The sequence below is a fragment of the Bacillus sp. XF8 genome, assembly GCF_017498755.1.
Taxonomy (GTDB): domain Bacteria; phylum Bacillota; class Bacilli; order Bacillales; family Bacillaceae_G; genus Bacillus_A; species Bacillus_A bingmayongensis.
In genome coordinates this window covers 145,840-170,234 of sequence record NZ_JAGDQK010000018.1, presented here as the reverse complement: position 1 = coordinate 170,234, position 24,395 = coordinate 145,840, and the positions used below count along the sequence as shown (strand labels likewise).

Sequence of the window (24,395 nt, the reverse complement as noted above, 5' to 3'; positions counted from 1 at the left end):
TTAATCTTACAGCCTCTTTTTGTTCATATCCCGCGGAATCCGAAACCACACATGCGCCCCGCCGCATACTGCACTATTTTCTGCGAATATATTTCCCCCATGCTTCTCTACAATTTTCTTCGCAATGTATAAACCTAATCCGGAATGCTTTTTACTACTCGAACGTGATTGATCTTCCTGATAAAAGCGCTGGAATACTTTTTTTACATCACCAGATTGAAAGCCAGGTCCTGAATCATACACATGAAATTGGAGTTCATCGTGCTGGATGTATACTTTTAGCAACATCTTCCCTTCTTCTGGTGTAAAACGAACAGCATTCATCACAATATTATCCATCACTTGACTCATTCTCTCTCGATCAAATACAAGTGTCTTTATATCCTCCACTTGTTCAAACATAACATCCCATTCTATTTCTTTCTTCCTAGCAACATACTCATACTCTTCTATCTTTTTATGAAAAAAGCTCTCTACATGTACTTCACTTACAAATAATTGAAATGAAAAACTCTCCAGCTCATTCACCGTATCGAACTCCCCAAGAAGCTTCGCCATCCGATTTGTATTTCGCTCAATCGTTTGTAAATAGCGCTGCAACAACTCTTCATTTTTCCATAATCCACTTTGCAGTCCTTCTGTATGTCCTTGCACAATTGTTAATGGTGTTTTCAAATCATGAGAAATCGCTCTGACGTATTCTCTTCTTTCTTCCTCTAGCTCCCATTGGCGAGTTAAGCTATCGGCTAGTGCTGCGCGCATATTCTCAAATGATGTAACAAGTTCCCCAATTTCATTTTTCCCTTTATATTCTATATGGAAATCTAGGTCTCGTACTTCGATTCTTTTTGATGCATCTACCAATTCCCTGAGCGGTCTAGATAACCTTTTTCCAATCCGATGAGAAACGATATACGATAACAAACTAACATATACAAAAGGGGAACCAAACACGACTGCGACAAGCAAAGCAACCCACCCATTCGCATAAGAAACATCTAACGTATAGTTGAGTCCCAATGCCCCTTTCAACTCTCCATCATCACTTAGAAGAGGCGTATAATAAGTTGTGTTTTTATCTATATCTTCTACATGTAAATTCATATTTAGATTTTTAGCTAATGGATTATTTTTACTGATTACCTGTCTTGTATAGGTCCCGTACTGCCTTTCCCCTTTTGAATCAATTACTTGATATGTAATCCCTTCTCTTGGAATTAACTTCTCTAAGTCTTTCTGCTCCTCTTTATCTAGTAAGCGCTCCCCTTTTTGGATTGCATACTCTTGAATCATTGGAATTTTTTTTTCGTAATAATTAGCGGCATGTATAAATTGCTCCCCACTCTTCTGCAACCAATATAAAAATGCTCCAATCGTTGCAATAGATAAAAGAATGCTCCCCGCTATTATAATAATAAATCCAATAATTAACTGTTGTTTAATCCGCCACTTCTCCATCATGCCTGTACACTCCACTTATACCCAATTCCCCAAACAGTCTGTATATATGTATACTCTCCGTCATACATACTAAGCTTTGTCCGTATTTTCTTCATATGCTCGACAACAGTAGACACATCACTTTCACTATCATAGCCCCAAATCTTTTCAAAGAGCTGCTCCTTTGTTAAAACTTGACCAGAATGAAGTGCCAGCATTTTTACAACTTCAAATTCCTTTTTTGTAAAATGAATCGTTTGTTTTCCTGATGTTATTTCATAGCTCTGCAAGTCTATTAATATATTTCCATAACAAAGAACACGATTTTCAGACGACTCCTTTAAATCTGTAGCACGACGTAAGTTCGCAATAATTCTTGCCTTCAACTCTTTTAAACTAAATGGCTTATTAATATAATCATCCCCGCCAATCATCAACCCCTCAATACGAGATTGCTCTCTGCTATCGGCACTTAAAAATAAAATGGGGCATGTATGAGACTCTCGAATCCTTTCACATACTTTAAAACCACTTATATCTGGCAGCATAACATCTAAAATAATTAAATCTATACTGCTGTCTAACTTCTTTAAAGCTTCTTCTCCAGTTAGTGCACTTCTTACTTCATACCCTTCCATGACAAGACTATCCTCAATGAATGTAATAATATCTGGTTCATCATCTACAAGTAATATTTTATCCGTCATGGTATTTCCCCCTTAGTTATATACATCTTTTTTGCGCCAATAAAACATAGCTGCTAGTGCACATCCTCCTAAAATTGTACCATTTATTAGGTAAAATGTTGGTTTATCACCACTTAATACCTTAAGAATGGATTCACTTCCAATTAAAAAATAACTAAATTCTTCATTCACATACAAACCAGCTACTATCAATCCAATAGTCACAAAATAAGTTATAACTGAATTTTGAAACCATAAACTTACAAAACTAGTCAACATTAATAAAGAACCCGCAATAAACCATAGTATTACATAATACTTCACAGTATATAAAAAGGCGGCTCCTGCTCCATATGCAACTTGCTTATTCAAAAACACTGTTTGTTCTGCATGTTTTACAAAAAACATTCCATATCCATAACTAATGACAAAAGCTAATGCTAAAAATAAACTGATCATAACTACTTGAGTAATCCATTTCGAAAATAACAATTTCCATCTATTCACCGGGCGAATCATGATAAAACGATAGGCACCAGAAGAAATTTCACTATTAAAACTATCTATAAATAAGATTGGAAAAATTAATAAAAATAAAGGAAAATACCATTCTCTTGTAAGTGCAACAGAAAAATTCAAATTACTTAATATCACCTCTGTCCCTTTCGAATCATAAATAGCAACTCCAAAATTATGAACCCATATACTATTTAAAACGAGCAGTAACCCAAAAATAATCATTAAAACTTTTGTTTTCTTTCGCTCAAACATTCTTTCAAATTCGCTTATAAGTATTTGTCTCATCGTTTACACCTCACACAAAATTATCTCTTTTTCCCATCCCATAAAGCGTGACAATATTACTAAAAACAATATACACAAATAAAACTCCAGATCCCCAAAAATCCATCCAACTATACCCACCTAACGAAATAGCGATTCCTTCATGTTGTAATTTGATTAAAGATGAATAATTAACGTAAAGAAAAACAGGTGATTCTCCTATAATTGAAGCAAGAGCTGGATATCCGAAAGAAAATATAATAAATCCCATACCAAGAAGCGTTGCACTCGTTGTCGATTTACTCATAACAGCTAACATAATGAGTATACTTGCCATCGCTATTAAAGTGATATAGGCAATTCCGTAATACGAAATGCTATATAAAAACACACCTATCCCACTCATTTTTTCCTGATGATAAAATAAGAGAATATTCGATTCGTGTTCGAAGAAAATATAGCCAATAAGATAACTACAAATAAAATAGGCCACCATAAATAACAACATGACTAACAATACTGTAATTGTCTTCGCAACAAGAACCTGAGAATACGTATACACGCGTTGCAACACCATACGTATTTGTCCACTATGGTATTCTTGAGCAAATACAAGAACTATCAAGACAAATAAAATGAGATTACATATGCTCATAAGCATTTCAGATAACGCTAAAACAGGAAAAGAATTTGCATAGGTATAATCCACTGCGGTCTTTGCGACCTCTTGATTATGTTTCAAAGAATATTTCGCTGCCCCGAGTAACATCACCGGTATCCCCGCAAAACAAAGCCATGTCACCTTCTTCGCCCAAAGTCTCTCCCATTCAGAGCGCACTAACATCATCATGAGCTCATCATCTCCACAAAGATGTCTTCTAGATCCTTGCTATTCCCTTTGAGTTCTTCTGTGGTCCCCCGCCAAATGAGCGCTCCATCTCGAATCATCACCCATGAATCACACATAAGCTCTAGTTCACGAATTAAATGACTTGAAATGAAGAAAGTAATTCCTTTATCACGCTGTAAATCGAGCACAATCTTTCGAAGTTGTTTAATCCCAACTGGATCTAATCCATTAGAAGGCTCATCTAAAATAATAAAATCTGTGTCTCCAAGAAGTGCCTGCGCAATTCCTAATCGTTGTTTCATTCCTAATGAATAAGTGCCCACCTTGTCATCGCCACGATTTTCTAACCCAACAATTTTTAACACTTGTTCAACTTTCCGCTCTAAATTTTCTCCCCCGCTGTTCATTGTAATTCGGCCTAAATTTCGTAAATTTTTTCTTCCAGACATATAAGGAAAGAATATTGGTGCCTCAACAATCGCACCAACATATTGAAGTGCCTCTTCACGATTTTTCTGTACACTAACACCGTTAATTAAGATTTCTCCCTCATTCGGTTTAATTAGGCCCATAATCGTCCGAATCAACGTCGTTTTCCCCGAACCATTCGGCCCAACAAAACCACAAATTTCATTTTTATAAACGGAGAAGGACATATGATTTAACAAACTTCTCCCCTTCACCTTTTTCGTCACATCTTTCACTTCTAGCACCGCTTTTTTCATCTTTATCGCCTCCTTACTTTTAGAATAGGAGGTAAAAATAAACAATTTATAAACAAATAAAAAAGAAGCTGCATATTTTTGCAGCTTCTTCTTTCCATATACCGACCGTTCTACAAAATGCGATATCCCCCAAGCTCTCAAAGCCCAAGCAACTTCTCTCCAAATTGAACGATACATACAATAATTAACACGAGCGCTAACAGCTTCAACGCTACATACGTCACTTTACAAAAAACGCAAATGAGCAATAGTAGTAAAATAAGCGTCAAAATACCCATATGTACTACCTCCAACACTTTCTCTTCTTCCTATAGGAAATTCCTTCATTCTACTCTTCTCTCATCATTTATAGAACTGAATAAATTTACATATAGAGAAGAGGATATCTTACTCGGCGTAAGATATCCTCTATATTGCTAGTTTCTTTTGTAAAAGCTGGAACCATTCTCTCTCTAATTGCAAATAGCCGCCCCCACTCTTTTCAGCATTCTTTAGCTCACTTTCTGCTTTTTTCATATATGTATGGAAGGATTCCGCATCCTTCTCTAAATATTTTAAGATTGCCTGTGTACGGTAATACCCATACGGATCCAATCTTGTTATAGCCTTCGCGTGCTGCTTCATATCTTTTAAAGAAACATCATCCATACCATATAGCACTTTATATAACAAATACCAACTATGAAAACCACCAACAAAATATTTATTTTCTTTTGTAACAGGTATTTGTAAAACCTGTTCTAAGCAAGCGATCCCAGCTTCCATTCCTTCTCTATCACATCGTGAATAAAATGTGAGCATTAGATCACTCAGTATTTCTCTTACCTCTTCATCGCCCTTTATTTTTTCTTCACTTATTTCTACTAACTTTTCGTCCCAATCTTTTGGTCGTTTTAAGCTCAACAACTCACTAGATACTTGAATACTATGTAAATGCTGCTTGGCAGTCTCATCACCTTTAATTAAAATTAAAAATTGCTTGCCATCACTAAGCATAATTCCCTTTATTGGAATCGCTGTAGCTAAAAAGATTACGAAATGTAATACAGAAAAGTATAAAAGAAATTGGTAGTAGCTCACCATGTATATATACCCTGATAACAAGCCGCACGCCAAACTCGTTATCGGGCCACCTAACGTCATCCATGCCCATTTCTTTGAAAGATTTGGTGTATGTATAGAAGGCGGTAATAACATAGCTACGCCTCCAAAATACAACCACATTTTATTTTCTCTTATCCGTATTTTTTCCCCTTCCTTTTGAACTGTAATAGGGCCCGCTGTCATAAATTTAAATTTCAAACCGTTTAAAAAACCAAAAATAACATGCCCAAGTTCATGGATAGCCAGAACAAGCACTACGCTTCCAACAAACGCCCACATTTCCATCATTACCTGTGCTTTCTCTGGCCTGATCCATCCATATACAACTGAACAAACAAAAACAATAACTATAGAAAAAGCTGGTCTTTTCAAAATGTCCACCGTTTTTCTCCCTTCAATAATCCGTAACGTTAATAAATCATTTTTTTATGCATTTCATACATGTATTTTCCGATATGCAAAACCCAAACAAATGAAATTATACCAATCAAGAAGAAATCTGTTTCACTTACAATTGTATAACCAATTGACAAGATCCATGCCCATGCAAGCACAACATTTGTAAACTGATACGCCTTGTAGCCTGCCTCATGGACGATATGTTTTTGCCCTTCATCTGCATTTCTCGCCCACATTTCCATGGATTGTGAATATGTAACTCGCTGCTCTGGGTACAACTCGTTATATCGATTCTTCATAATAAAGCCAATCCATATTACAAGAATCAAACATACAATAGACACGACAAAATTTACAATTTCAAATAAATGAGGCGTTCCTGCTGCAAATGATCGATAATACATAATTGCAGCACAAATGGCCCAAGACCATACAATTACTTCACTTGCACGTAAATAAATTAGCATAGCCCCTAGTCTACGCCCCTGTATACTTTCTTCTTCATCACGTAACTTTGTTAATGTCCACATATTTTTTCCAAACCAAACTAGAGCAACTATACAGCACATGAACAGCGCAATTACTTCCGCATAAGAATAATCTCCGTTTGGACTAACGCCAAAATAATGAGCTAATATGTATCCAACGATTAGGCCAATTAACATAGATCCCAATAATTTCATAACAGAAATCATTATATGTTTTACCCTACTCTCCATCTCCTTCTTCCCCCTCAACTAACATAAATATCTCCTCCACTGATACCCCAAAAACACGCGCAATCTTAAGTGACAAGACAATCGACGGTGCATAATCCCCACGCTCAATTAAGCTAATCGTTTGCCGCGATGAATCAATTGCTTTCCCTAAATCTCCTTGTGACATTCGATGCTTTGCCCTGAATTCTCTCACTCGATTTTGAAGCTTCATACCTAACCTCTTTTTCTTTTATTTAAATAAAATTGTAAATAATATCCTTCCGTTTGTCAATTATCATTGTCATTTTGACATTCATATATGTCAAAACCAACTATACATTCATATTCAAAAGTTTTGTACAATATATTTAAAATACATAATATGCGAGGTGAAATATGGAGAAAAAATTGATTTTTTCTTACCTTCTTACTAAATTTTCTGCCGCTTTTGTTCTCTATTTTTCTTTTGCAATACTTTTCTTTATAACAAACAACTTTGATTTATATGAACTCTCCGATGTCACATATAACATCCTATATAACCCTTTTGCTTATGTTCTTTTCTTCTATGCAATCTTGTGTTCACTCATCATCGATAAACTCAGCTCTAAACAAACAAGCATTACAAAAAAAGCATTACTGTATATCATTTGTGGTTATCTATTTTTTCTTCCTGTTCAATTGTTCGGCGGTGAACCATTTATCTTTTTTTTCATTGCAGGGTCAATCGGAGCGATTTGCGCTGTTTTCTTTTATTTCTGCACATATATCGCAAAAAAATCGAAATGGTTTCGATATGCCATCCCTATTATCGTCTCCATTTTATTCATCACAATTGCCTCTATTGATTTTACAAAAAAAGAACAATGGATCGAACATACTACCAAAAATGAATTTGAAGTAACTTTTTCATATTTTAACGGAGAACATAAAATCCCAATCCGCGCCCAAAAAGGAGAGACGATTGAAATTAACGTCCAATTTCTTCCTGTTGAAAACCGTAGCTACGGTCATGGTCTTCACTTTTCTAGTGAGTTTAACAGAATCGAATCTGTTTCAGAAATAAACGAAGATACTTACCAGCTTTCAGCAACTAAAACTGGAACATATTATATTGTGGTGACTGGTCACAACCTTACAGGTAAAATAAAAGCAAACTGGAAAGTACAATAAGAGGGAGCAGTGCCTATCAGCACTGCTCCCTCCAAATTTCGACATAGAATGGATTCCATATTAATTTACACCTTGTACAAATACACGTTTTAATTGTTTGCGGAAACGAACTCCTAACGTAATTGCTACAATTACAATCACTCCGAAAATAATTTTTCCAATGTGTTGTCCAAGCATTCCAAAGATATCATGTAAGTTTCCACCTAACCAATAGCCACCGATTAAGAAGAAAGATACCCATAATAGGGCGCCAGAGTAGATCGTTATCGCAAAGCGACGGAACGGTAAATTAATGATTCCTGCAAAATATCCAGTAAAGTGACGGACCCCTGGAATAAAGAAGCCGATAAAAATAAGGAAATATCCATATTTATCAAACCATATTCTCGTTAAATCAATCTTTCTTTGTGTTAAAAACACATACTTCCCATATTTCTGTACAAAGGGCATACCAAGTTTATTCCCTAAAAAGTATTGAATCGTCATCCCAACACTCGTTCCAATAAATGATAAGATAATTAAAAGTGGTAATTGTAATTCTCCTATCTGTGCCAAATAACCCGCATACGCTAACGTTGGCTCTCCTGGAAACGGAAGCGCAATATATTCTAACAGCAACCCTACAAGTACAACATAATAGCCGTATTGCTGAAATAATTCATGAACCCATTCCATGTCGATCTCTCCTTTTCTTTTTGATCTACATACAGCATCAATCACGTACAAACTGTTACTGTAATTGTATAAAAATTTTGTCGAAATAACTATCGTAATAGCTTACATTTAGATTACATTTTTGTAAGGAGAATACTAAAATAACCAATTCTATGAAATTCTCGACAAAACCCTTCCAATATCTATTATATATTTTAAAAAATCTTCATTTTTCCTCCCTATATACAATAAAATAACGTTTTTCGTGCATTTTCGCACTGAGAATTTTTTCTAACTTTTCTCTAACTTCACTTTATAAAGTGACACTTCCAACAGTGAGAGTTTTCTTCATCACCACTGATGGAAAGCCCTCACCAATCGGGCTTTTACGGGCAGTTATCCCCCACCTACATAGAATACATTTCTAGCTAAAAACTCAGACATCTCAAAAACCATATTAAACTCATTTCTTCTTCATATTAACTTCATGTTGATAATGTAGAATTATAGCGGAATTTGTTGATAATTTTAATAAGTTCTTTCTAATCAAATTTATGGATTAGGAAAGAACTTATTATAAAACAAAATAATACTCAGGAGAACATCATGAAAAAATTATTATTTACTATTTTTATACTAAGTTTATGTGCAATAGTTCCCTATGAAAAAACAGAAGCAGCTACTCCTGCATCGCAGCAAAAACTAATTGTCAACACAACTACTAATAAGATGGATTTCTATCAAAATGGAACTTTTATTAGAAGTTTTTCTGTCGCTACAGGAAAAGCTGCTACACCAACTCCAATTGGATCATTTATTATTGTAAACAAAATTAAAAATCGCCCGTACTATACAAGACATATTAAGGGCGGCGACCCACGTAACCCACTTGGTGATCGTTGGATGGGATTAAACATGGTAGGAACTTGGGGAACAACATACGCGGTTCATGGAACAAATAACAACCAAGCTATCGGAAAAAATACAACCCTTGGGTGTATTCGTATGTTCAATGAAGATATCCATTGGTTATTTGATCGAGTGGAAAAACAAGCGACTGTCATTGTAACGAAATAGTTTATATACATGAAAGAAAACATTTAGAACTTAGCCAAGACCTTTATATCTTGGCTTCTTTTTATTCCTCTATTCCCGGGCTGTAAAACCCCCACTGATTAAAGTTTCACTTTATTATTTTTGAGTAGTCAAATACTTACCTTGCATATATAATGTAACAGGAAATAAAAAATTTAAATATTTACAAAAATAAACATTTAAATATATTTTTGTTGATATCATGGCGTACAGTTCTTTCTTTCCCTCCATAAGAAAGAGCAGTATACATACAAGATGAAGCTTTCGTCAGTAGTTTTTTCATTTCCAACTAAAGCAAACAGCTCTCATCAATCTATCTCAGTCAATCACAGAGCATTTTCGACTATTCAAGTTGCATCTATATTTGTAAACGTATACTTTAGGAAGTGATAATTTGAAGCGCATATTAGCAATTGAAGAACATTCAGATATGCAAAAACAAATCCAAACATTTTTAGTAGCGCATAATTATAAAATTGACATCGCAAGTTCTGGGACAGAAGGCATACTTAAGTTTCAAAAAAATTCGTATGATCTTATTCTACTTGATTCCACATTACCTGATATAGATGGCTATAGTACTTGCCAAATTATAAGAGGACAATCAAATATTCCTATTATAATGTTATCAGGATGTAACGATAAAAAGAATGAAATTAAAGCGTTTGAACTGGGGATAGATGATTATATAATAAAGCCATTTCACCATACTGTGTTCATAAAACGAATGGAGGCTGTTTTAAGAAGAGGACTTACATCCGAACCTGAAAAAAATATGGGAATCTTGCAGTTCAATGAGCTCATGCTGAATTTCCCAGCTTATACTGCTTATATAAATGGTGAGAAAGTCGAATTAACAACGAAAGAATTCGAAATTATTGCTATGCTTTTACAAAACCAAGGAACAGTATTATCAAGAAGTGATCTATTAGATAAAGTATGGGGCTATGAATATTATGGTGATGTGCGAGTAATCGATACACATATAAAAAACTTGCGTAAAAAATTAAATATACCTTATATTAAAACAGTAAAAGGTATTGGTTATAAACTAGATTCATAATACTTATTACATGTTTTTATTTTTAATCTGCTTTTATCTTATTTTATATTATGCTATTCACTGAAAACATGTACAAATAAGGAATCGAACTCATACGTTTTATAATTGCATACCCAAACTCACACACGATTGTGAGTGGCGGAATTTTGTAGAGTTTTCACTCTGTTTCGTTCGCCCGTTGTCTTAAACTAGACAACGGGCGTTTTTTATTTGTAAAAGGAGGATTTTTATGGAGAAATTTAAGTTTTCATTATTAGTTTTATTTGGCGCCTGTAGCTACGGCGTACTTTCTACAATTTTCAAACTCGGCTTTATGAATGGTTTTTCTGCGCATGAGCTATTAGGTGGACAATATGTATTTGGCTGGATTGGACTTTTATTGCTCGTTCTTTTCTTCTCACGTCATAAAGTCTCGAAAAAACAAGCATTGTCCTTATTAGCTGTCGGAACAACAATGAGCATGACCGGGATTTTCTACGCAATTTCTGTAGAAGAGTTACCTGCTTCCATCGCCGTTGTTCTACTCTTTCAATTTACATGGATTGGGGTAGTCATTGAAGCGATCGCTAACAAGACATTACCAAGCCGCGAAAAGGTAATATCGATTATTATTTTATTTGCCGGAACGTTATTTGCAGGTGGTGTGTTTGAAGGACTTGGACAAAACTTCTCTACAAAAGGCATTATCTTTGGACTATTAGCCGCTGTCTCTTTTTCCTTTTATATTTTTGCAAGCGGACGCGTTGCTACAAATGTACCACCATATACAAAAAGCTTTCTAATGACAACAAGTGCTACGCTTATCGTTTGCTTAATCTTTCCTCCAACCTTCTTAACTGATGGTGCCTTACAGGCTGGATTATGGAAATATGCATTCTTCCTTGGATTCTTCGGAGTTGTTGTACCTGTCATTTGCTTCTCAATTGGTGTTCCAAAAGTAGGAACAGGACTTGGAACGATTTTAGGAGCTGCTGAATTACCAACAGCAATCATCGCTTCCATTACACTTGTTCATGAAGTCGTATCGCCACTGCAATGGTTTGGTATTGTTTGCATATTGCTTGGTATTTTCACACCACAAATTTTGACTGCACGGAAAGAGAAGAAACAAAACATAGAACGAAGCGCCTAAAAAAAGAGCACATGATGTGCTCTTTTTACTTTAATACCCCGTACAACTTTTCTACCTCTTTTTCAATTTGCTTTACATCAATTCTCTCAAACAATGGCTGCACATGACTAATTCGCTCTGGCAATACATTTTCACATTTCCAGCTTACACTCGTAATTGATAATATGTTCCGCACCCTTTCACTAGAAAAAGGTAAAAACGGCTCAAGTAACTGCGCAAAGTTTACAATCAAGTATACGCAGGTGTAAATCGTCTCTTCACAAGCAGCAGGATTTTCCTCCCTCCGTTTCCAAGGCTGCTCTTCATCAAAATATTTATTTGCAACGCGCACCGTTTCAAATATTGTTTCTAATGCTACTTTAAAATGAGCCTGCTCAATTGCACTTCCTACTTTATGATATAATTCCTCCACTCTTTCTTTCAGTTCTATATTTACATTTCCTTTCGGCACTACACCATCATAATACTTCTCAATGAACTTTAGTGTACGATTTACAAAGTTTCCGTATGCGCCTAGCAACTCACTGTTATGGCTATAAATAAATTCACGCCAAGAAAAATCGGTATCGCGATTTTCTGGTGCATTAGTCGTTAAGAAATAACGAATTGAATCTGGATCATATCGCTCTAATATATCCGGTACCCATACTGCCCAGTTTTTACTTGTCGATAACTTTCGTTTCTCAACGGTTAAATACTCATTGGAAACGATATGACACGGGATCGCTGTTTCTCCGATTCCAAGTAATACAGCTGGCCAAATAATAGAATGAAACGGGATGTTGTCCTTACCGTGCACATAATATGTCTTCACACTGCTACTCCAGAACTCTCCATCATCTTTCCTTGTTTCTTCAGCCCATCGTTTACTTGCTGAATAATAACCTGAAACTGCTTCAATCCATACGTAAATTTTCTTATCTTCATATCCCTTAACTGGAATTGGTACTCCAATAGGTAGATCGCGTGATACAGCCCTATCTTGTAATCCTTCTTGTAAATACCGCTCTGTTAATTGGATGGCATTATCACGCCATGTTTCCTCTTGTTTTGCAATAAATACTGCATCCTTAATCTGCCGCTCGAATTTATGAAGTGCAAAATAGAAATGTTCTGTCTCCTTAACAGTTGGCGTACTTCCACATAGTTTACATTTCTTTTCTACTAAATCAAGCGGATCTAAAATGACTGAGCACGCATCACATTGATCTCCACGTGCTGGTTCATGGCAATGTGGACAAATCCCTTCCACATAACGATCCGGTAAAAATTGTGCGCATGTTTCGCAGTATGCTTGCTCAACTGTCTTTTTATAAATAAAGCCTTCTTCTAATAACCGTAAGAAAATCTTTTGTACTATTTCATGATGGTGCTCTGTATCTGTACGCGTATAACAATCATACGTAAAGCCAAGTCCTTTAAAACATCGCTCAAATTCTTCATGATAATAATCAGCAATTTCTTTTGCAGTAACCCCTTCTTGCTTTGCCCGAATGGCAATTGGTGTTCCATTACAATCGCTCCCTGAGACGTAAAGAACATTCTCACCTTTCGCTCTATAATAACGAGCTAAAATATCTCCAGGTAATAGACTCGCAACATGCCCAAGATGTAAAGATCCATTCGCATACGGCCAAGCTCCACCAATAAAAATACTCATCTTCTATTCCTCCTTTTAAATATAAAAAGCCCCGCCCCTATCTTCAGAAAAGATAAGGGCGGGGCTGTATAAACAGTCGCGGTACCACCTTATTTCGTCAGCTATTCACATAACTAACCTCATCAAGTACGGAGCAATCATATGCTCTTATACTGTGGTTTTGATAACGAGAACCAACTCTCGTCGCCGCCTACTATTATCATTTGATAAGTTCAGGACCCAGCTCAAAGGCCATTGTTCAAATGAACATTCTTGCTTCTTCTCAGCTGCTGAAGCTCTCTGGAAAGAATGGTTTCATTCTACTTTTCCTTTTCAACGCTTTTCATATATAATACGTATTTTACGACTAAAATACAGAAAAATCAAACTTTAATTCGAAGAAAAAAGGAAATAAATAATTCTTTCCGAATATGTACATGTTCAAAGAAAGGAGCGAGTTCATTGAATCAACAACAGTTAAGCACAATTAATAAACAAGGCTGGAATGCTGCTGCCTATAAAGCATGGACGAATCGGCACGGTACTCCAAAAGAATACGCAAAGAAACTCATGCAAAATCCTGCTCATGAAGTAGCTTACTACTTACCTTATATACAAAACCCACGAGGAAAGCGAATTATCAATTTACTTGGCTCCAAAGGAAATAAAGCTGTCGCATTCGCATTATTAGGCGCCGACGTAACCGTTGTAGATATTTCCGAGAGCAACGCCAAATATGCAAATGAGCTAGCGGATGCTACGGAGGTGTCTATTGAATATATCGTTTCAGATGTACTAGAGATATCTCCCTCCAAAACATTTGATATTGTTTTATTAGAACTAGGTGTACTTCATTATTTTTTAGATCTCAAACCACTTTTTAAATTGATCTCACAACTATTAATAGATGGTGGCACTTTCATACTCCGTGATTATCACCCGCTCTATACAAAGCTATTAGCGATAGATCATCCAATGTTTCAAGCAAATGGTGATTATTTCTATGAAGGGATTATTGAAAGTGACGTCGCTTATAGCATTCTACTTGATGAGACGCAACGAAAATCACTACCAAATACAAAAATTCGCCGCTGGACACTAGGAGAAATTATTACAGAAATCGCCAAAGCAAACCTCCGTATTGAAGAGCTTACCGAGGAATGTGGTCCACACCAGCGCTGGGTCTTTCCGTCTTCTGCACCAAAAGGAATTGAAGAACGTACCCCAGGACTTTACACATTAATCGCTACAACATAAAGTGAAACTTTAATCAGTGATTATCCCACACCAATCAGGCTTTTACGGCCCGCAAATAGCGGAATAATACAAAAAAGGATCCCTTCACGGATAGGATCCTTTTTGCATGCTTAACGCATATAAGTTGAGGTTGGAGATTACCATAATTCTGTAGAATAGGACACAAGGTATTTCAACATTTTGTCTCTGACTTACGCAGTCAAAAGGGGTATGACCAACATAACGAAGAGTAATGTTTTAGTTGATATTGATAATCGTTATCAACTAATTAGAAGTATACATGATATGTTTTAAAAACACAATAGGATTTTCTTATTTTTTATGCCCTATCATAACCTTTGCTTGTTGTAGGTCACGTTATTGTTCACTACTTCTTCAAAATTGGTATCCATATTTCGCTTTTAAAGTTCGGCGAAGTTACATCTTTATTCTCGTTCCACAAGATTTCTGGTCCTTCTGCTTGCTCATAGTTTGAAGATGGAAACCACTCGGAATAAATGCGTCCCCATACATCTTGCAACGTATCCGGAAACGGTCCGACCGCTTCGAATATGGCCCATGTTAAAGCAGGAACTTCAAGTTGTGTCAGATTAACTGGACACTCCTTAGTTGTTGCCACCCCTATATAATGATCAAGCTCCCCGTTTTCTTCCATTCGCCCTTCAGAAAAATTCGTTGACGCACTAAGCAGCCCCAAAGGCTCGACATTAGAAAGATCCTTAAGTCTCTGTATCATTTCACTATCTAAATCCTTCCACATAGAGGCAATCTCAGGATTAACTCCATGGAAAATTAAAGGTACTCTTTTCTTGATGCCAATTATGTGAAATGCCTCTTTTTCTTTAATTCGATAGTTCATTTCATTTCCTCCTTTGATGGATAGTTGAAAGGTCATTCGTGGATAAGCCTTTAATAAATGTCCATTATTTCTGGCTGCTGACGGTGTTATACCATGCAAAGTTTGAAAAGCTCTTGCAAAAGAATCTGGTGAGTTGTATCCGTATTTTATAGCAACGTCAATGACCTTTATGCCGCTATCTTTAAGATCGAATGCTGCAAGAGTAAGACGTCTCCGGCGGATGTACTCCGACAATGAAATACCCGCAAGGAAAGAAAACATCCTTTTAAAATGATATTCGGAGCAAAAAGCCAGCCTTGCTACTTCTTTAAAATCAATATCGTTAGTAAGGTTTTTTTCAATATAGTTTAATGCTCCATTCATGTTTTCAAGCAAATCCATTTATATGACCTCCCTCTTTAGAAATAGAATAGCAGAAGTGAAATGTACCTATCCGACATTTCGTGTACAATTATGTAGGATTTCTTAATAAGCTCCATAATATAAATATGGTAACTGAAAAGACTCTTATCAGCTAATTTATTTCATTCATTTAACTCTTTCCTTTCTTTCCACATACTTATAGCCAGTATAGGAAAGATAAAAAAACACTGTGAGCTATTTCACTGCACCTTTATCTTATTTCCTTTATAATGAGAATGGATATCATTAATATTAGGAGTGTTGTGCATGTCGCAAGAATTCGAAGAGAAATTATATGCCAATTTAGAGGCTGTTATCGATCCTGAATTAGGTGTAGATATTATCAATCTTGGTTTAGTATACGATGTGACAGCAGATGAGAATAACAATGCTGTCATTACAATGACAATGACTTCTATCGGTTGTCCGATGGCGGGGCAAATCGTATCAGATGTTAAAAAAGTATTATCGACAAATGTACCGGAAGTAAATGAAATAGAGGTCAATGTGGTTTGGAATCCACCTTGGTCAAAAGAGCGTATGTCACGTATGGCGAAAATCGCTCTAGGTATCCGTGATTAAATAACAAAAAAGGCCTGACATTATCGATGTCAGGTCTTTTTTTATCTTATTTTACACCAACTGCGTCATAAGCTTTCGTTACAGCTTGTACTTCTTTAGAGTTTTTACCATATAAATCTTCTGCAGATTGAAGTGCCGCTTGGCGCATCATTTTAAAGTTAGAGTTTGCAGTTAAATATTTTGAAAGAGCACGGTAATAAATTTTCTCTGTCGCTTCGCGGCCAACGCCAGTTACTTTCACACCGTAATGTGTGCCACCTTCAGATACTAAATATGCCGCTTTATTATTGATACTACTGTTAATATGAACACCACCGTTATCAGCTGTTCCTGTATAACGTTTGTCGTAATGATCTGGATAGCCTTCAGTTGGTTTTAATGGGTTTGGAATAGATGCAGGATCACTTAATGAACGCAGTGAATCTCCATCCTTACCTGGTGTATAAATATCTTCTCCGAGCTCCCAATCATCACGATCTACCATCGCACCAAAAATATCCGATAGCGATTCGTTTAATGCACCAGATTCATCTTTATATACAAGGTTTGCTGTATGCTCTGTTACAGCATGTGTTAACTCATGGGCAATAACATCTAAGCCTGCAGATAGCGGAATGAATACTTCTCCGTCTCCATCTCCATACATCATTTGTACACCATTCCACGCGGCATTATTCCAATTTTCCCCTACGTGAACAGAAGAAATTAACTTCGCACCTTGATTATCAAAAGAATTACGGTTAAATACCTTTTTATAATAATCATATACTTTGCCTGCATTTACATGCGCATCAACAGCCGCTTTATCTTCAAAGAATTTTGATTTACTTTCTACTTCTTCACCTGTATATCCAAGTAATTGTGAGAAAATATTAAACAAAAATTCATCCATATTTTTAGCATCAAACGTATGAACACCTTTTCCACGTTTTCCATCAAATAAATTGAATGCTCCTGTTTTTTCATCTTGAGCAATTTCAAATGATTGCTTGTCTCCTAACACACCATATCCAAATCCAGTAATATGATCGATTGCATTATATTTCTCAATCACATTTCCATTTGTTGCATCAACAAAGTAATGCCAGTAACCTGGAGCTGGTTTTGAAACAGATGCTTTTACAAGGTATGCAAGATAATATTGTCCATCCTTTTCATAGACATATAAATCTTTTTTCACACCATCATATTTATCTACTTTTCCAATTTCTTTCTCGATATCAGCTTTCGCAATTTCTACCGCTTTCTCATCAGTAATGCTCGCTGCAGCCGGAATATTTTTATCTTCTAAATTCGGGATAACTTGTCCGAAAAATGCCTTTACATTATTGTCTTTATCAAGTGCAACTGTTTGATCTGATCCATATACAGGAACATTATTATGTTTTTCTACTAGCTTCACATGTGTTGTACCGGATTCAGCATCCTTTTCTTCCCCTACAACATTAAAATGACTTTCTATATTTCCTGCTAGTTTAAACATGTCCTTCTTGCTCTCTAAATATTGAAATACTGTTTCTTTTTTATCTAATCCTTGCGGAGCTTTCCATTCCTCACCTATGTAAGCTGGTGTTTTAAATTCTTGGTGATATTGAATTTGTTGCTCTTCTGCCGCTTGTGTTTTTGTTGCTCCGAATGCTCCAAAACCCCCAACGATAACGGATAAAGCTAATGCTGATGAAACGACTTGCTTTTTCAATCTAACACTCCCCATTCCCCAAAAATTTTTGACACTCTTATACATTTCGGCAAAAGGAAAATATATCCTATTTAAAAAAATTGAGAAATATTTTTCTTACAATTTCATCTAAAAAAGGAGCGTCACATTAGACGCTCCTTTTTCCTTTACTCATTATTGTTTCTTCATCTCAATCGCTAAATAATGAGATTTCTCTGTTGCTTGAATACGAATATCTTCTTCAACTACTTCTGCTGCATCGCGCATTACAAGTGTTTCACCATTTACAACGCCGCTTCCTTCAATTTGTACAAGATACACTTGACGCCCTTCGCTAACAGGGAAACTAATTTCTTTTCCAGCTTCTAATGATAGGGAATATAAATTCGCATCTTGATGAATTGCAATTGGTGCATCGCCATCAACTGGAGATACCATATGGAACCATGTATTTTCACGCTTGCTCCAATCAAACTTAAACTCACCGTAATTCGGCGTATGCCCCGCACGATCTGGTAAAATCCAAATTTGTAATAGACGTAATGTTTCATTTCCTAAATTATGTTCACTATGAAATACCCCTGTACCAGCGCTCATATATTGTACATGTCCACGCTCAATTGTACCGCGGTTCCCCATGCTATCTTGATGCGTTAATTCACCATCCACAACGTAAGAAATAATCTCCATGTCACGGTGCGGATGCATATCAAATCCTGTTTGCGCTGCTACTAAATCATCATTAATAACGCGAAGGGCTCCGAAGTGCATATTGTCTGGATTATAATAATCTGCGAATGAAAAATGAAAATGTGTATTTAGCCAACCGTGATTTGCTCTTCCCATATTTTTATGATCAATTTTTCTAAACATATCCTTCACCTCATATTATCTCGAATTCGAGATATTTATTAAATTTTTTTATTGTAACTTTCGAAGTAATTCTAGTAATTGTTTTTGTTCATTGCGATTTAACTTACTAAATTGTTCTGCTTGAAACGTCTCCTGCGGTGGAACAACTTCTTCGTATAAAGCTCTTCCCTTTTCTGTTAACGAAAGATATTTCGTCGTACCTTCTTGCTCTCGTTTAACCAAACCAAGCTGCTCCAACTTATTTAAAAGCTGCGTGATATTTCCTTTTGTAACAAATAGCTTTTTCCCAAGCTCCTGCTGTGTTAATCGATCTTGTCCGCCAATTTGAGCTAAAACATCAAACTGTGCAGCAGATAAATCCCAATTTTTCAAGTGTTGATTTGTCTCACGAATGCTTCTGTTATAAAAGCGTGATAAACGGAACCATAATAACAATCCAAGTCTTTCTTCTGCTTTCATTCCATCACCTCACTTATTTAATAAACTTAGTTTAGAACTAAACTTTATAATTGTCAACTACTTTATTTTAGTAAGTACATGACGAAAAGATAGTGGTGTTCCCACCACTATATCTTAGTTTATATTCCTTCGCATATATTCATTCATTTTACGTTCAGCGAATGCCCTGGCATCCCTTTCAATCCAACGTGCCTCATATACTTCTTTTTCTATATACAATACATTGTTTTCATGCTGCATAGAATGCCGAAATTCATGCAGTAAAGTTTTGAGCACTTGCTCATATTGCTCCCACATACAAACAAAAATCATTTGTCTTTCTTTATGATAAAAACCGTTTAAAGGAAATAAGAATTCTTCTTCTTCTTCTCCTAATTTTACGAGTACATCATTTGTATCACACGTATCGCAAAAAATAACTGGAATTTCGCGTTTCTCAATTAATGAAAATACATCATTCTTCACTCGCTGAATATCCCACGGAAACTCTGAGTCCAGTACATACCAATTCCCATCTTGCTGATATACGTTTTGAAACTGGAGTTCCATTGACCTCCATTCTCCTTTCTAAAATCCCTTTTCCTATACATATGCCACAATATGGTAAAAAATAAACACATATTGCAATACAACATTACATCTTGTTCAAAAAATGTTCAAAAATAATGCTTCTAAAAGGTTGTTTTATATCAATTACTAGATTATAATAATTATAAATTAATAAAAAATATAATATAAAAACTCAAAAGGAGATTGATCATATGAACACACACGTAATCGAAGTATTAAACAAACAGGTAGCAGACTGGAATGTATTATTTACAAAACTACACAACTTCCATTGGTATGTAAAAGGACCTCAATTCTTTACACTACATGAGAAATTTGAACAATTTTATACAGAAGCAGCTGGACACATCGATGAAATTGCAGAACGCATTTTAGCAATTGGCGGGAAACCAGTAGCAACAATGAAAGAATACTTAGAACTATCTTCTGTTCAAGAAGCGGCTTACGGAGAGACTGCAGAAGGGATGGTCGAAGCAATTATGAAAGACTACGAAATGATGCTAGGCGAACTGAAAAAAGGGATGAAAATCGCACAAGACGCTGACGACGAAACAACATCTGACTTACTACTTGGCATTTACACAGAACTAGAAAAACACGCTTGGATGCTACGTGCATTCTTAAATTAAAAGTGCAAGCGGCTCGTTTAGAACAGGAGGGCATTGGAACTCCTGATTCCGAGCCGCTCTTTGCCTCCCAGGAAAAAGCAAAAACAACTCTCTCACTTAACCCCCCAGTCCATTTGGGGGGTTAATGCTTTACTGATATATTCCAATTCAATTTATGTTAAAATATAGGAAACAACTGTTTAATAGTTACATCTAAACTACACTTTTCCAAATTCATCATTTAGGTATATAGAACATTCCAGTATTACCATTAAATGACGGGAGTGGTTCAGTTGAAAGACTATTTAATTCGAGTATTTTTCGCCTCATTAACTGTTGGAGTCTCCTTAATAATAGCCAATATTTTCAACATGAATGTAGATGTAGAAAGCTATCCTTTCCTCATCTTTATAGCAATAATTGGCGGTTGGGGTGGTTGGTATTTGTATAAGAGAAGAAAGAAAAATACATATAAAGGCATTCCTAAATAAGAGGAATGCCCTTTTTATGTACGCCTTATTTTGTTTGTATTTCTCATAATGTTAACGATAGAATTTACGAAGAATAGACCAGAATCCTATCTAAAACGCATGTCATTTTCCATCCAAAAATTCATGCGTTTTAGATGTAATTACTTATTCTTTGTATTACGATAATTGCTTCCACTTATTCCCCATTACAGGTCTTTTATAATCTTTCATTTTCTGAATCAATTCATCAGCAGTAGTTGCTGAAACAATTAACTCTTTATTTGATGGATTCATAAAACCTTCTTCCGCTGCACGATCAATCATTTGCAAAATTGGACTATAAAAATCTTTAATATTTAATAACCCAACTGGCTTGTCATGAATTCCAATTTGTGACCAACATACAACCTCAAATAATTCTTCAAATGTTCCGTAACCACCTGGTAACGCAATAAATGCATCCGCAAGCTCTCCCATTTTCGCTTTACGCTCATGCATTGTTTCCACTTCAATTAATTCCGTTAATCCTTCATGAACAATCTCTCCGCGGAATAAACCACGTGGCATAACACCTGTTACTCGTCCGCCTAAGCGTAACACTTCATTGGCTACTTCTCCCATTAAACCAACACATGAACCGCCGTATACTAATTCACAATTATTTTGAACAAGCACTTCTCCGAGCTTGATTGCTTGTTCCTTAAATTCAGGTCTCTCTCCTAGATTAGAACCTGCAAACACACAAATCTTTCTCATACCTACACCCCAAAACTATATATTGTTATGATACAATGAATATTGTACAACATATTGAGGGGATGAGAAAGAAATGAATATAGCTGAATTTCAAAGATGGGTCGAGGAATTTTACGAAAAACGAAGCTGGTCACAATATAACTCTTTTATTCGCTTAAATTTCTTAACGGAAGAAGTGGGCGAAGTTTCACGAGTTGTGCGCGCGATTGAAATTGGACGTAATCACCCCGATGAACAGGAAAAACAAGCGGAAGAATTGAAAATGGAATTAAAAGAAGAGCTTGGGGACGTACTCGCAAATCTCATTGTTCTTTCTCAAAAATATGATTTAGACTTACAAGATATTATGGAGGCCCATGTAGAAAAGCTTTCTAAACGTTTTCAATAAGGTGAAACTTCCATCACCAATCAGGCTTTTACCGGCAGTTTATCTCTCAACTATCTTCTCTTTTTTCGCTGAATCTTGAGATAGAAGTATTACTGCCCATTAATGTGGGAGAAACTAAATGAGAATTTATATCAATTATGTTATGATATTACCGATATTATATAAGGGAGGCTTTTTATGTTATCTACAAAATTACACGATGCGCTTAATGACCAAATGAACTTCGAATTTTACTCTGCCCATGTTTACATGGCAATGGCTGCTTACTGCACAGCAGAAAGCTATGATGGATTTGCGAACTTTTTCCTTGTCCAAGCAGAAGAAGAGCGTTTCCACGCAATGAAACTTTATAATTACATAAATGACCGCGGAGAACGTGCTATTATTACTGGATTTGAAAATCCGAACAATGACTACGAGTCTGTTTTAAGTGCATTTGAAATCGCACTAGAGCATGAACGTGAAGTAACGAAGCGAATTTACAACTTATCTGATATCGCTTGGGACGAGCGTGAACACGCGACAATCACGTTCTTAAAATGGTTCGTTGACGAACAAGTTGAAGAAGAAGCTTCTTTCGATAGCATCATCCAAAAACTAAAACGTATTACAAGTGATTCTAATGCGCTATTTATGTTAGATGCGGAATTGGAAAAGCGTACATTTACTCCTCCTGCTGAGTAATATCCTTATCACCTTAACGAATTCGTTAAGGTGATTTTTATTTTCCCCTATTAGTTCCCTTTCACCTTAACATTTATTTAAAATCACCTTAAATCTTCATTCATTCTGTATAGGACTACCATTATTAATGCTATTATTTTCAAGAAAAAGAAAATAAAAATAAGAGGAGACAAAACAATGAAACAGCGTATAGAAGCTATCGATGCAGTTCGTGGCTTTGCTTTATTCGGCATTTTGCTCGTTAATATGACATTAATTCAATTTGGGATGTTTAGCAGTGAACAGCCTACTTATGTATTTGGAAAGCTTGATGAAGGAGCCAATTGGTTTATTCAATTTTTTGGTACGCACAACTTCGTTTCCCTATTCTCTTTTCTATTTGGACTTAGTATTATAATGCTGCAAAAGAGCATTCTCGCAAAAGAAAAACGTTTCTTTCCAGTTTATATACGACGAATCATTATTTTACTAATCCTTGGTTATATCCACGGTATATTTATTTGGAGTGGGGATATTTTATTTGCATATGGGACTATAGGGATTTTCTTAATGATGTTTATCAATCGAAAGCCCAAAACATTACTCATTTGGGCCTTTATCTTACTAGCGTTTACTATGTTTCTTTCTTATCCTTTTGAGTCCAATACAAATGCGTTAGATGATTTTTCCTCTTACATGGAAAAAGAACAAATAGTCCACGAAACCGGGAGTTACATAGATCATGTAAAATTCCGCCTATACGAAAATCCATTCGAAGATATTGGAATCACTGGACTTTCTGGTGGATTCCTCCTGACATTTTTGATGATCATTCTAATGACTCCACTATTCTTGCTAGGAATGTACGTTGGAAAAAAAGCATGGCTGTTTGAAATAGATAAACATGTATCTTCTCTCAAAAAGATTTGGCTCATCAGTGGTATTTTTTCTTTCACAGTAAAAATCTTAGCATTATTAACACAACAACCGATTCTCGTTATGTTAAAAGATAGTATTACACCACTAGGCATGACTCTCTTTTATGGAAGCTCAATCATTCTATTATTTCATTACAAAAAAGCATCGCGCTTACTAGAGTATATGGCTAACATGGGTAAAATGTCGGTTAGTAACTATTTAGCACAAACCATCATTGCAACAACAATCTTTTATGCATATGGGCTTGGCTTGTATGGGAAAATCGGATACTTCTTTGGTATCGTGTTAACACTTTCAATTTACATCGTTCAACTATATGCTAGTACCTACTGGTTACAGAAATATCGCATGGGGCCAGTTGAATACGTATGGCGACTTGGCACATATTTAAAAAGACCTGCTTTTAAACGTAAGTTAAAGAAAGTGAGTTAAACAAAAAAGCAATGAGCC

28 protein-coding genes and 1 other annotated feature are annotated in these 24,395 nt (G+C 35.8%); of the genes, 11 read left to right on the top strand and 17 right to left on the bottom strand.

Features of this window, described 5'->3' with window-relative positions; all coding sequences use genetic code 11:
• Positions 1-6: 6 nt before the first annotated feature.
• From J4P91_RS12050 to J4P91_RS12010, 9 genes are all read right to left on the bottom strand, one after another.
• Positions 7-1,461 (bottom strand): sensor histidine kinase, encoded by a 1,455-nt coding sequence (locus J4P91_RS12050; RefSeq protein ID WP_207994311.1) that lies wholly within the window; start codon positions 1,459-1,461, stop codon positions 7-9.
• Positions 1,458-2,147, bottom strand: coding sequence for a response regulator transcription factor (locus tag J4P91_RS12045; protein WP_207994310.1), 690 nt, complete (start codon positions 2,145-2,147; stop codon positions 1,458-1,460). Before J4P91_RS12045 ends, J4P91_RS12050 begins: the two co-directional genes overlap by 4 nt.
• A gap of 12 nt (positions 2,148-2,159) precedes the next feature.
• Positions 2,160-2,930 (bottom strand): ABC transporter permease, encoded by a 771-nt coding sequence (locus J4P91_RS12040; protein ID WP_207994309.1) that lies wholly within the window; start codon positions 2,928-2,930, stop codon positions 2,160-2,162.
• Between the two features lie 10 nt (positions 2,931-2,940).
• Entirely contained in the window at positions 2,941-3,759 is an 819-nt protein-coding gene (locus J4P91_RS12035; protein WP_207994308.1) for an ABC-2 transporter permease, read from the bottom strand.
• A complete protein-coding gene (locus J4P91_RS12030; protein ID WP_207994307.1) occupies positions 3,756-4,484 on the bottom strand; it encodes an ABC transporter ATP-binding protein in 729 nt (242 codons plus the stop codon). The genes J4P91_RS12035 and J4P91_RS12030 overlap by 4 nt, the downstream gene beginning before the upstream one ends.
• 137 nt (positions 4,485-4,621) lie before the next feature.
• A complete protein-coding gene (locus tag J4P91_RS12025) occupies positions 4,622-4,762 on the bottom strand; it encodes a DUF3985 family protein (protein ID WP_207994306.1) in 141 nt (46 codons plus the stop codon).
• Positions 4,763-4,892: 130 nt separating this feature from the next.
• Complete coding sequence (locus J4P91_RS12020; RefSeq protein ID WP_207994305.1) at positions 4,893-5,969, bottom strand: M50 family metallopeptidase; 1,077 nt, start codon at positions 5,967-5,969, stop codon at positions 4,893-4,895.
• A 29-nt stretch (positions 5,970-5,998) separates the two neighbouring features.
• A complete protein-coding gene (locus J4P91_RS12015) occupies positions 5,999-6,706 on the bottom strand; it encodes a DUF3169 family protein (RefSeq protein WP_207994304.1) in 708 nt (235 codons plus the stop codon).
• Positions 6,696-6,917 (bottom strand): helix-turn-helix transcriptional regulator, encoded by a 222-nt coding sequence (locus tag J4P91_RS12010; protein WP_017153287.1) that lies wholly within the window; start codon positions 6,915-6,917, stop codon positions 6,696-6,698. Before J4P91_RS12010 ends, J4P91_RS12015 begins: the two co-directional genes overlap by 11 nt.
• Before the next feature lie 164 nt (positions 6,918-7,081).
• Here J4P91_RS12010 and J4P91_RS12005 point away from each other — a divergent pair, with 164 nt between their 5' ends.
• A complete protein-coding gene (locus tag J4P91_RS12005) occupies positions 7,082-7,858 on the top strand; it encodes a hypothetical protein (protein WP_207994303.1) in 777 nt (258 codons plus the stop codon).
• 60 nt (positions 7,859-7,918) lie between these two features.
• Here the strand turns inward: J4P91_RS12005 and J4P91_RS12000 are convergent, their stop codons facing one another.
• The gene (locus J4P91_RS12000) at positions 7,919-8,533 is read right to left on the bottom strand and encodes a DedA family protein (protein WP_207994302.1); all 615 of its coding nucleotides are present in this window, start codon (positions 8,531-8,533) and stop codon (positions 7,919-7,921) included.
• A 585-nt stretch (positions 8,534-9,118) separates the two neighbouring features.
• Between J4P91_RS12000 and J4P91_RS11995 the strand changes: the two genes are divergently transcribed.
• From J4P91_RS11995 to J4P91_RS11985, 3 genes are all read left to right on the top strand, one after another.
• Complete coding sequence (locus J4P91_RS11995) at positions 9,119-9,589, top strand: L,D-transpeptidase (protein WP_207994301.1); 471 nt, start codon at positions 9,119-9,121, stop codon at positions 9,587-9,589.
• Between the two features lie 412 nt (positions 9,590-10,001).
• Positions 10,002-10,670, top strand: a complete 669-nt coding sequence (locus J4P91_RS11990; protein ID WP_207994300.1) for a response regulator transcription factor — start codon at positions 10,002-10,004, stop codon at positions 10,668-10,670.
• A 229-nt stretch (positions 10,671-10,899) separates the two neighbouring features.
• Complete coding sequence (locus J4P91_RS11985; protein ID WP_207994299.1) at positions 10,900-11,802, top strand: EamA family transporter; 903 nt, start codon at positions 10,900-10,902, stop codon at positions 11,800-11,802.
• 25 nt (positions 11,803-11,827) lie between these two features.
• Here the strand turns inward: J4P91_RS11985 and metG are convergent, their stop codons facing one another.
• Positions 11,828-13,462, bottom strand: coding sequence for a methionine--tRNA ligase (gene metG, locus J4P91_RS11980; protein ID WP_207994298.1), 1,635 nt, complete (start codon positions 13,460-13,462; stop codon positions 11,828-11,830).
• Positions 13,463-13,513: 51 nt separating this feature from the next.
• Positions 13,514-13,787, bottom strand: a binding site (T-box leader).
• A gap of 116 nt (positions 13,788-13,903) precedes the next feature.
• On the opposite strand from metG, the gene J4P91_RS11975 reads away from it, so the two are divergent.
• Positions 13,904-14,698 carry a class I SAM-dependent methyltransferase gene (locus tag J4P91_RS11975; RefSeq protein ID WP_207994297.1) on the top strand — a complete coding sequence of 265 codons (795 nt, stop codon included), beginning with the start codon at positions 13,904-13,906 and terminating at the stop codon, positions 14,696-14,698.
• A gap of 367 nt (positions 14,699-15,065) precedes the next feature.
• On the opposite strand, the gene J4P91_RS11970 is transcribed toward J4P91_RS11975, so the two are convergent.
• Positions 15,066-15,938 carry an AraC family transcriptional regulator gene (locus J4P91_RS11970; RefSeq protein ID WP_207994296.1) on the bottom strand — a complete coding sequence of 291 codons (873 nt, stop codon included), beginning with the start codon at positions 15,936-15,938 and terminating at the stop codon, positions 15,066-15,068.
• A gap of 288 nt (positions 15,939-16,226) precedes the next feature.
• Here J4P91_RS11970 and J4P91_RS11965 point away from each other — a divergent pair, with 288 nt between their 5' ends.
• Positions 16,227-16,541: a metal-sulfur cluster assembly factor gene (locus tag J4P91_RS11965; RefSeq protein ID WP_000076465.1), complete on the top strand. Its 315-nt coding sequence runs from the start codon at positions 16,227-16,229 to the stop codon at positions 16,539-16,541.
• A 46-nt stretch (positions 16,542-16,587) separates the two neighbouring features.
• Here the strand turns inward: J4P91_RS11965 and J4P91_RS11960 are convergent, their stop codons facing one another.
• The 4 genes from J4P91_RS11960 to J4P91_RS11945 all read right to left on the bottom strand — a co-directional run bounded on the left by J4P91_RS11960 (position 16,588) and on the right by J4P91_RS11945 (position 20,100).
• Positions 16,588-18,240: a M4 family metallopeptidase gene (locus J4P91_RS11960; RefSeq protein ID WP_207994295.1), complete on the bottom strand. Its 1,653-nt coding sequence runs from the start codon at positions 18,238-18,240 to the stop codon at positions 16,588-16,590.
• Positions 18,241-18,393: 153 nt separating this feature from the next.
• Positions 18,394-19,092 (bottom strand): pirin family protein, encoded by a 699-nt coding sequence (locus J4P91_RS11955; protein ID WP_207994294.1) that lies wholly within the window; start codon positions 19,090-19,092, stop codon positions 18,394-18,396.
• A 48-nt stretch (positions 19,093-19,140) separates the two neighbouring features.
• Positions 19,141-19,551, bottom strand: coding sequence for a MarR family winged helix-turn-helix transcriptional regulator (locus tag J4P91_RS11950; protein ID WP_017153300.1), 411 nt, complete (start codon positions 19,549-19,551; stop codon positions 19,141-19,143).
• A gap of 114 nt (positions 19,552-19,665) precedes the next feature.
• Positions 19,666-20,100 carry a DUF3920 family protein gene (locus tag J4P91_RS11945; RefSeq protein WP_017153301.1) on the bottom strand — a complete coding sequence of 145 codons (435 nt, stop codon included), beginning with the start codon at positions 20,098-20,100 and terminating at the stop codon, positions 19,666-19,668.
• 212 nt (positions 20,101-20,312) lie between these two features.
• On the opposite strand from J4P91_RS11945, the gene J4P91_RS11940 reads away from it, so the two are divergent.
• Positions 20,313-20,750 (top strand): Dps family protein, encoded by a 438-nt coding sequence (locus J4P91_RS11940; protein ID WP_207994293.1) that lies wholly within the window; start codon positions 20,313-20,315, stop codon positions 20,748-20,750.
• 272 nt (positions 20,751-21,022) lie between these two features.
• The gene (locus tag J4P91_RS11935; RefSeq protein WP_207994292.1) at positions 21,023-21,220 is read left to right on the top strand and encodes an LPXTG cell wall anchor domain-containing protein; all 198 of its coding nucleotides are present in this window, start codon (positions 21,023-21,025) and stop codon (positions 21,218-21,220) included.
• 156 nt (positions 21,221-21,376) lie between these two features.
• Here the strand turns inward: J4P91_RS11935 and J4P91_RS11930 are convergent, their stop codons facing one another.
• Entirely contained in the window at positions 21,377-21,955 is a 579-nt protein-coding gene (locus J4P91_RS11930; protein WP_207994291.1) for an LOG family protein, read from the bottom strand.
• 73 nt (positions 21,956-22,028) lie between these two features.
• Between J4P91_RS11930 and J4P91_RS11925 the strand changes: the two genes are divergently transcribed.
• From J4P91_RS11925 to J4P91_RS11915, 3 genes are all read left to right on the top strand, one after another.
• The gene (locus J4P91_RS11925) at positions 22,029-22,343 is read left to right on the top strand and encodes a MazG nucleotide pyrophosphohydrolase domain-containing protein (protein WP_207994290.1); all 315 of its coding nucleotides are present in this window, start codon (positions 22,029-22,031) and stop codon (positions 22,341-22,343) included.
• Positions 22,344-22,520: 177 nt separating this feature from the next.
• A complete protein-coding gene (locus J4P91_RS11920; RefSeq protein WP_000953326.1) occupies positions 22,521-23,027 on the top strand; it encodes a ferritin in 507 nt (168 codons plus the stop codon).
• Positions 23,028-23,204: 177 nt separating this feature from the next.
• On the top strand, positions 23,205-24,377 hold the full coding sequence (locus J4P91_RS11915) for a DUF418 domain-containing protein (RefSeq protein WP_207994289.1): 1,173 nt from the start codon (positions 23,205-23,207) through the stop codon (positions 24,375-24,377).
• Positions 24,378-24,395 lie beyond the last annotated feature (18 nt).

Coding starts and splice junctions, on each gene's coding strand:
- J4P91_RS12050 (WP_207994311.1), bottom strand. CDS start 1,461: ATGATGGAGAAGTGGCGGATTAAACAACAGTTAATTATTGGATTTATT.
- J4P91_RS12045 (WP_207994310.1), bottom strand. CDS start 2,147: ATGACGGATAAAATATTACTTGTAGATGATGAACCAGATATTATTACA.
- J4P91_RS12040 (WP_207994309.1), bottom strand. CDS start 2,930: ATGAGACAAATACTTATAAGCGAATTTGAAAGAATGTTTGAGCGAAAG.
- J4P91_RS12035 (WP_207994308.1), bottom strand. CDS start 3,759: ATGATGATGTTAGTGCGCTCTGAATGGGAGAGACTTTGGGCGAAGAAG.
- J4P91_RS12030 (WP_207994307.1), bottom strand. CDS start 4,484: ATGAAAAAAGCGGTGCTAGAAGTGAAAGATGTGACGAAAAAGGTGAAG.
- J4P91_RS12025 (WP_207994306.1), bottom strand. CDS start 4,762: ATGGGTATTTTGACGCTTATTTTACTACTATTGCTCATTTGCGTTTTT.
- J4P91_RS12015 (WP_207994304.1), bottom strand. CDS start 6,706: ATGGAGAGTAGGGTAAAACATATAATGATTTCTGTTATGAAATTATTG.
- J4P91_RS12010 (WP_017153287.1), bottom strand. CDS start 6,917: ATGAAGCTTCAAAATCGAGTGAGAGAATTCAGGGCAAAGCATCGAATG.
- J4P91_RS12005 (WP_207994303.1), top strand. CDS start 7,082: ATGGAGAAAAAATTGATTTTTTCTTACCTTCTTACTAAATTTTCTGCC.
- J4P91_RS12000 (WP_207994302.1), bottom strand. CDS start 8,533: ATGGAATGGGTTCATGAATTATTTCAGCAATACGGCTATTATGTTGTA.
- J4P91_RS11995 (WP_207994301.1), top strand. CDS start 9,119: ATGAAAAAATTATTATTTACTATTTTTATACTAAGTTTATGTGCAATA.
- J4P91_RS11985 (WP_207994299.1), top strand. CDS start 10,900: ATGGAGAAATTTAAGTTTTCATTATTAGTTTTATTTGGCGCCTGTAGC.
- metG (WP_207994298.1), bottom strand. CDS start 13,462: ATGAGTATTTTTATTGGTGGAGCTTGGCCGTATGCGAATGGATCTTTA.
- J4P91_RS11970 (WP_207994296.1), bottom strand. CDS start 15,938: ATGGATTTGCTTGAAAACATGAATGGAGCATTAAACTATATTGAAAAA.
- J4P91_RS11965 (WP_000076465.1), top strand. CDS start 16,227: ATGTCGCAAGAATTCGAAGAGAAATTATATGCCAATTTAGAGGCTGTT.
- J4P91_RS11955 (WP_207994294.1), bottom strand. CDS start 19,092: ATGTTTAGAAAAATTGATCATAAAAATATGGGAAGAGCAAATCACGGT.
- J4P91_RS11950 (WP_017153300.1), bottom strand. CDS start 19,551: ATGAAAGCAGAAGAAAGACTTGGATTGTTATTATGGTTCCGTTTATCA.
- J4P91_RS11945 (WP_017153301.1), bottom strand. CDS start 20,100: ATGGAACTCCAGTTTCAAAACGTATATCAGCAAGATGGGAATTGGTAT.
- J4P91_RS11940 (WP_207994293.1), top strand. CDS start 20,313: ATGAACACACACGTAATCGAAGTATTAAACAAACAGGTAGCAGACTGG.
- J4P91_RS11930 (WP_207994291.1), bottom strand. CDS start 21,955: ATGAGAAAGATTTGTGTGTTTGCAGGTTCTAATCTAGGAGAGAGACCT.
- J4P91_RS11925 (WP_207994290.1), top strand. CDS start 22,029: ATGAATATAGCTGAATTTCAAAGATGGGTCGAGGAATTTTACGAAAAA.
- J4P91_RS11920 (WP_000953326.1), top strand. CDS start 22,521: ATGTTATCTACAAAATTACACGATGCGCTTAATGACCAAATGAACTTC.
- J4P91_RS11915 (WP_207994289.1), top strand. CDS start 23,205: ATGAAACAGCGTATAGAAGCTATCGATGCAGTTCGTGGCTTTGCTTTA.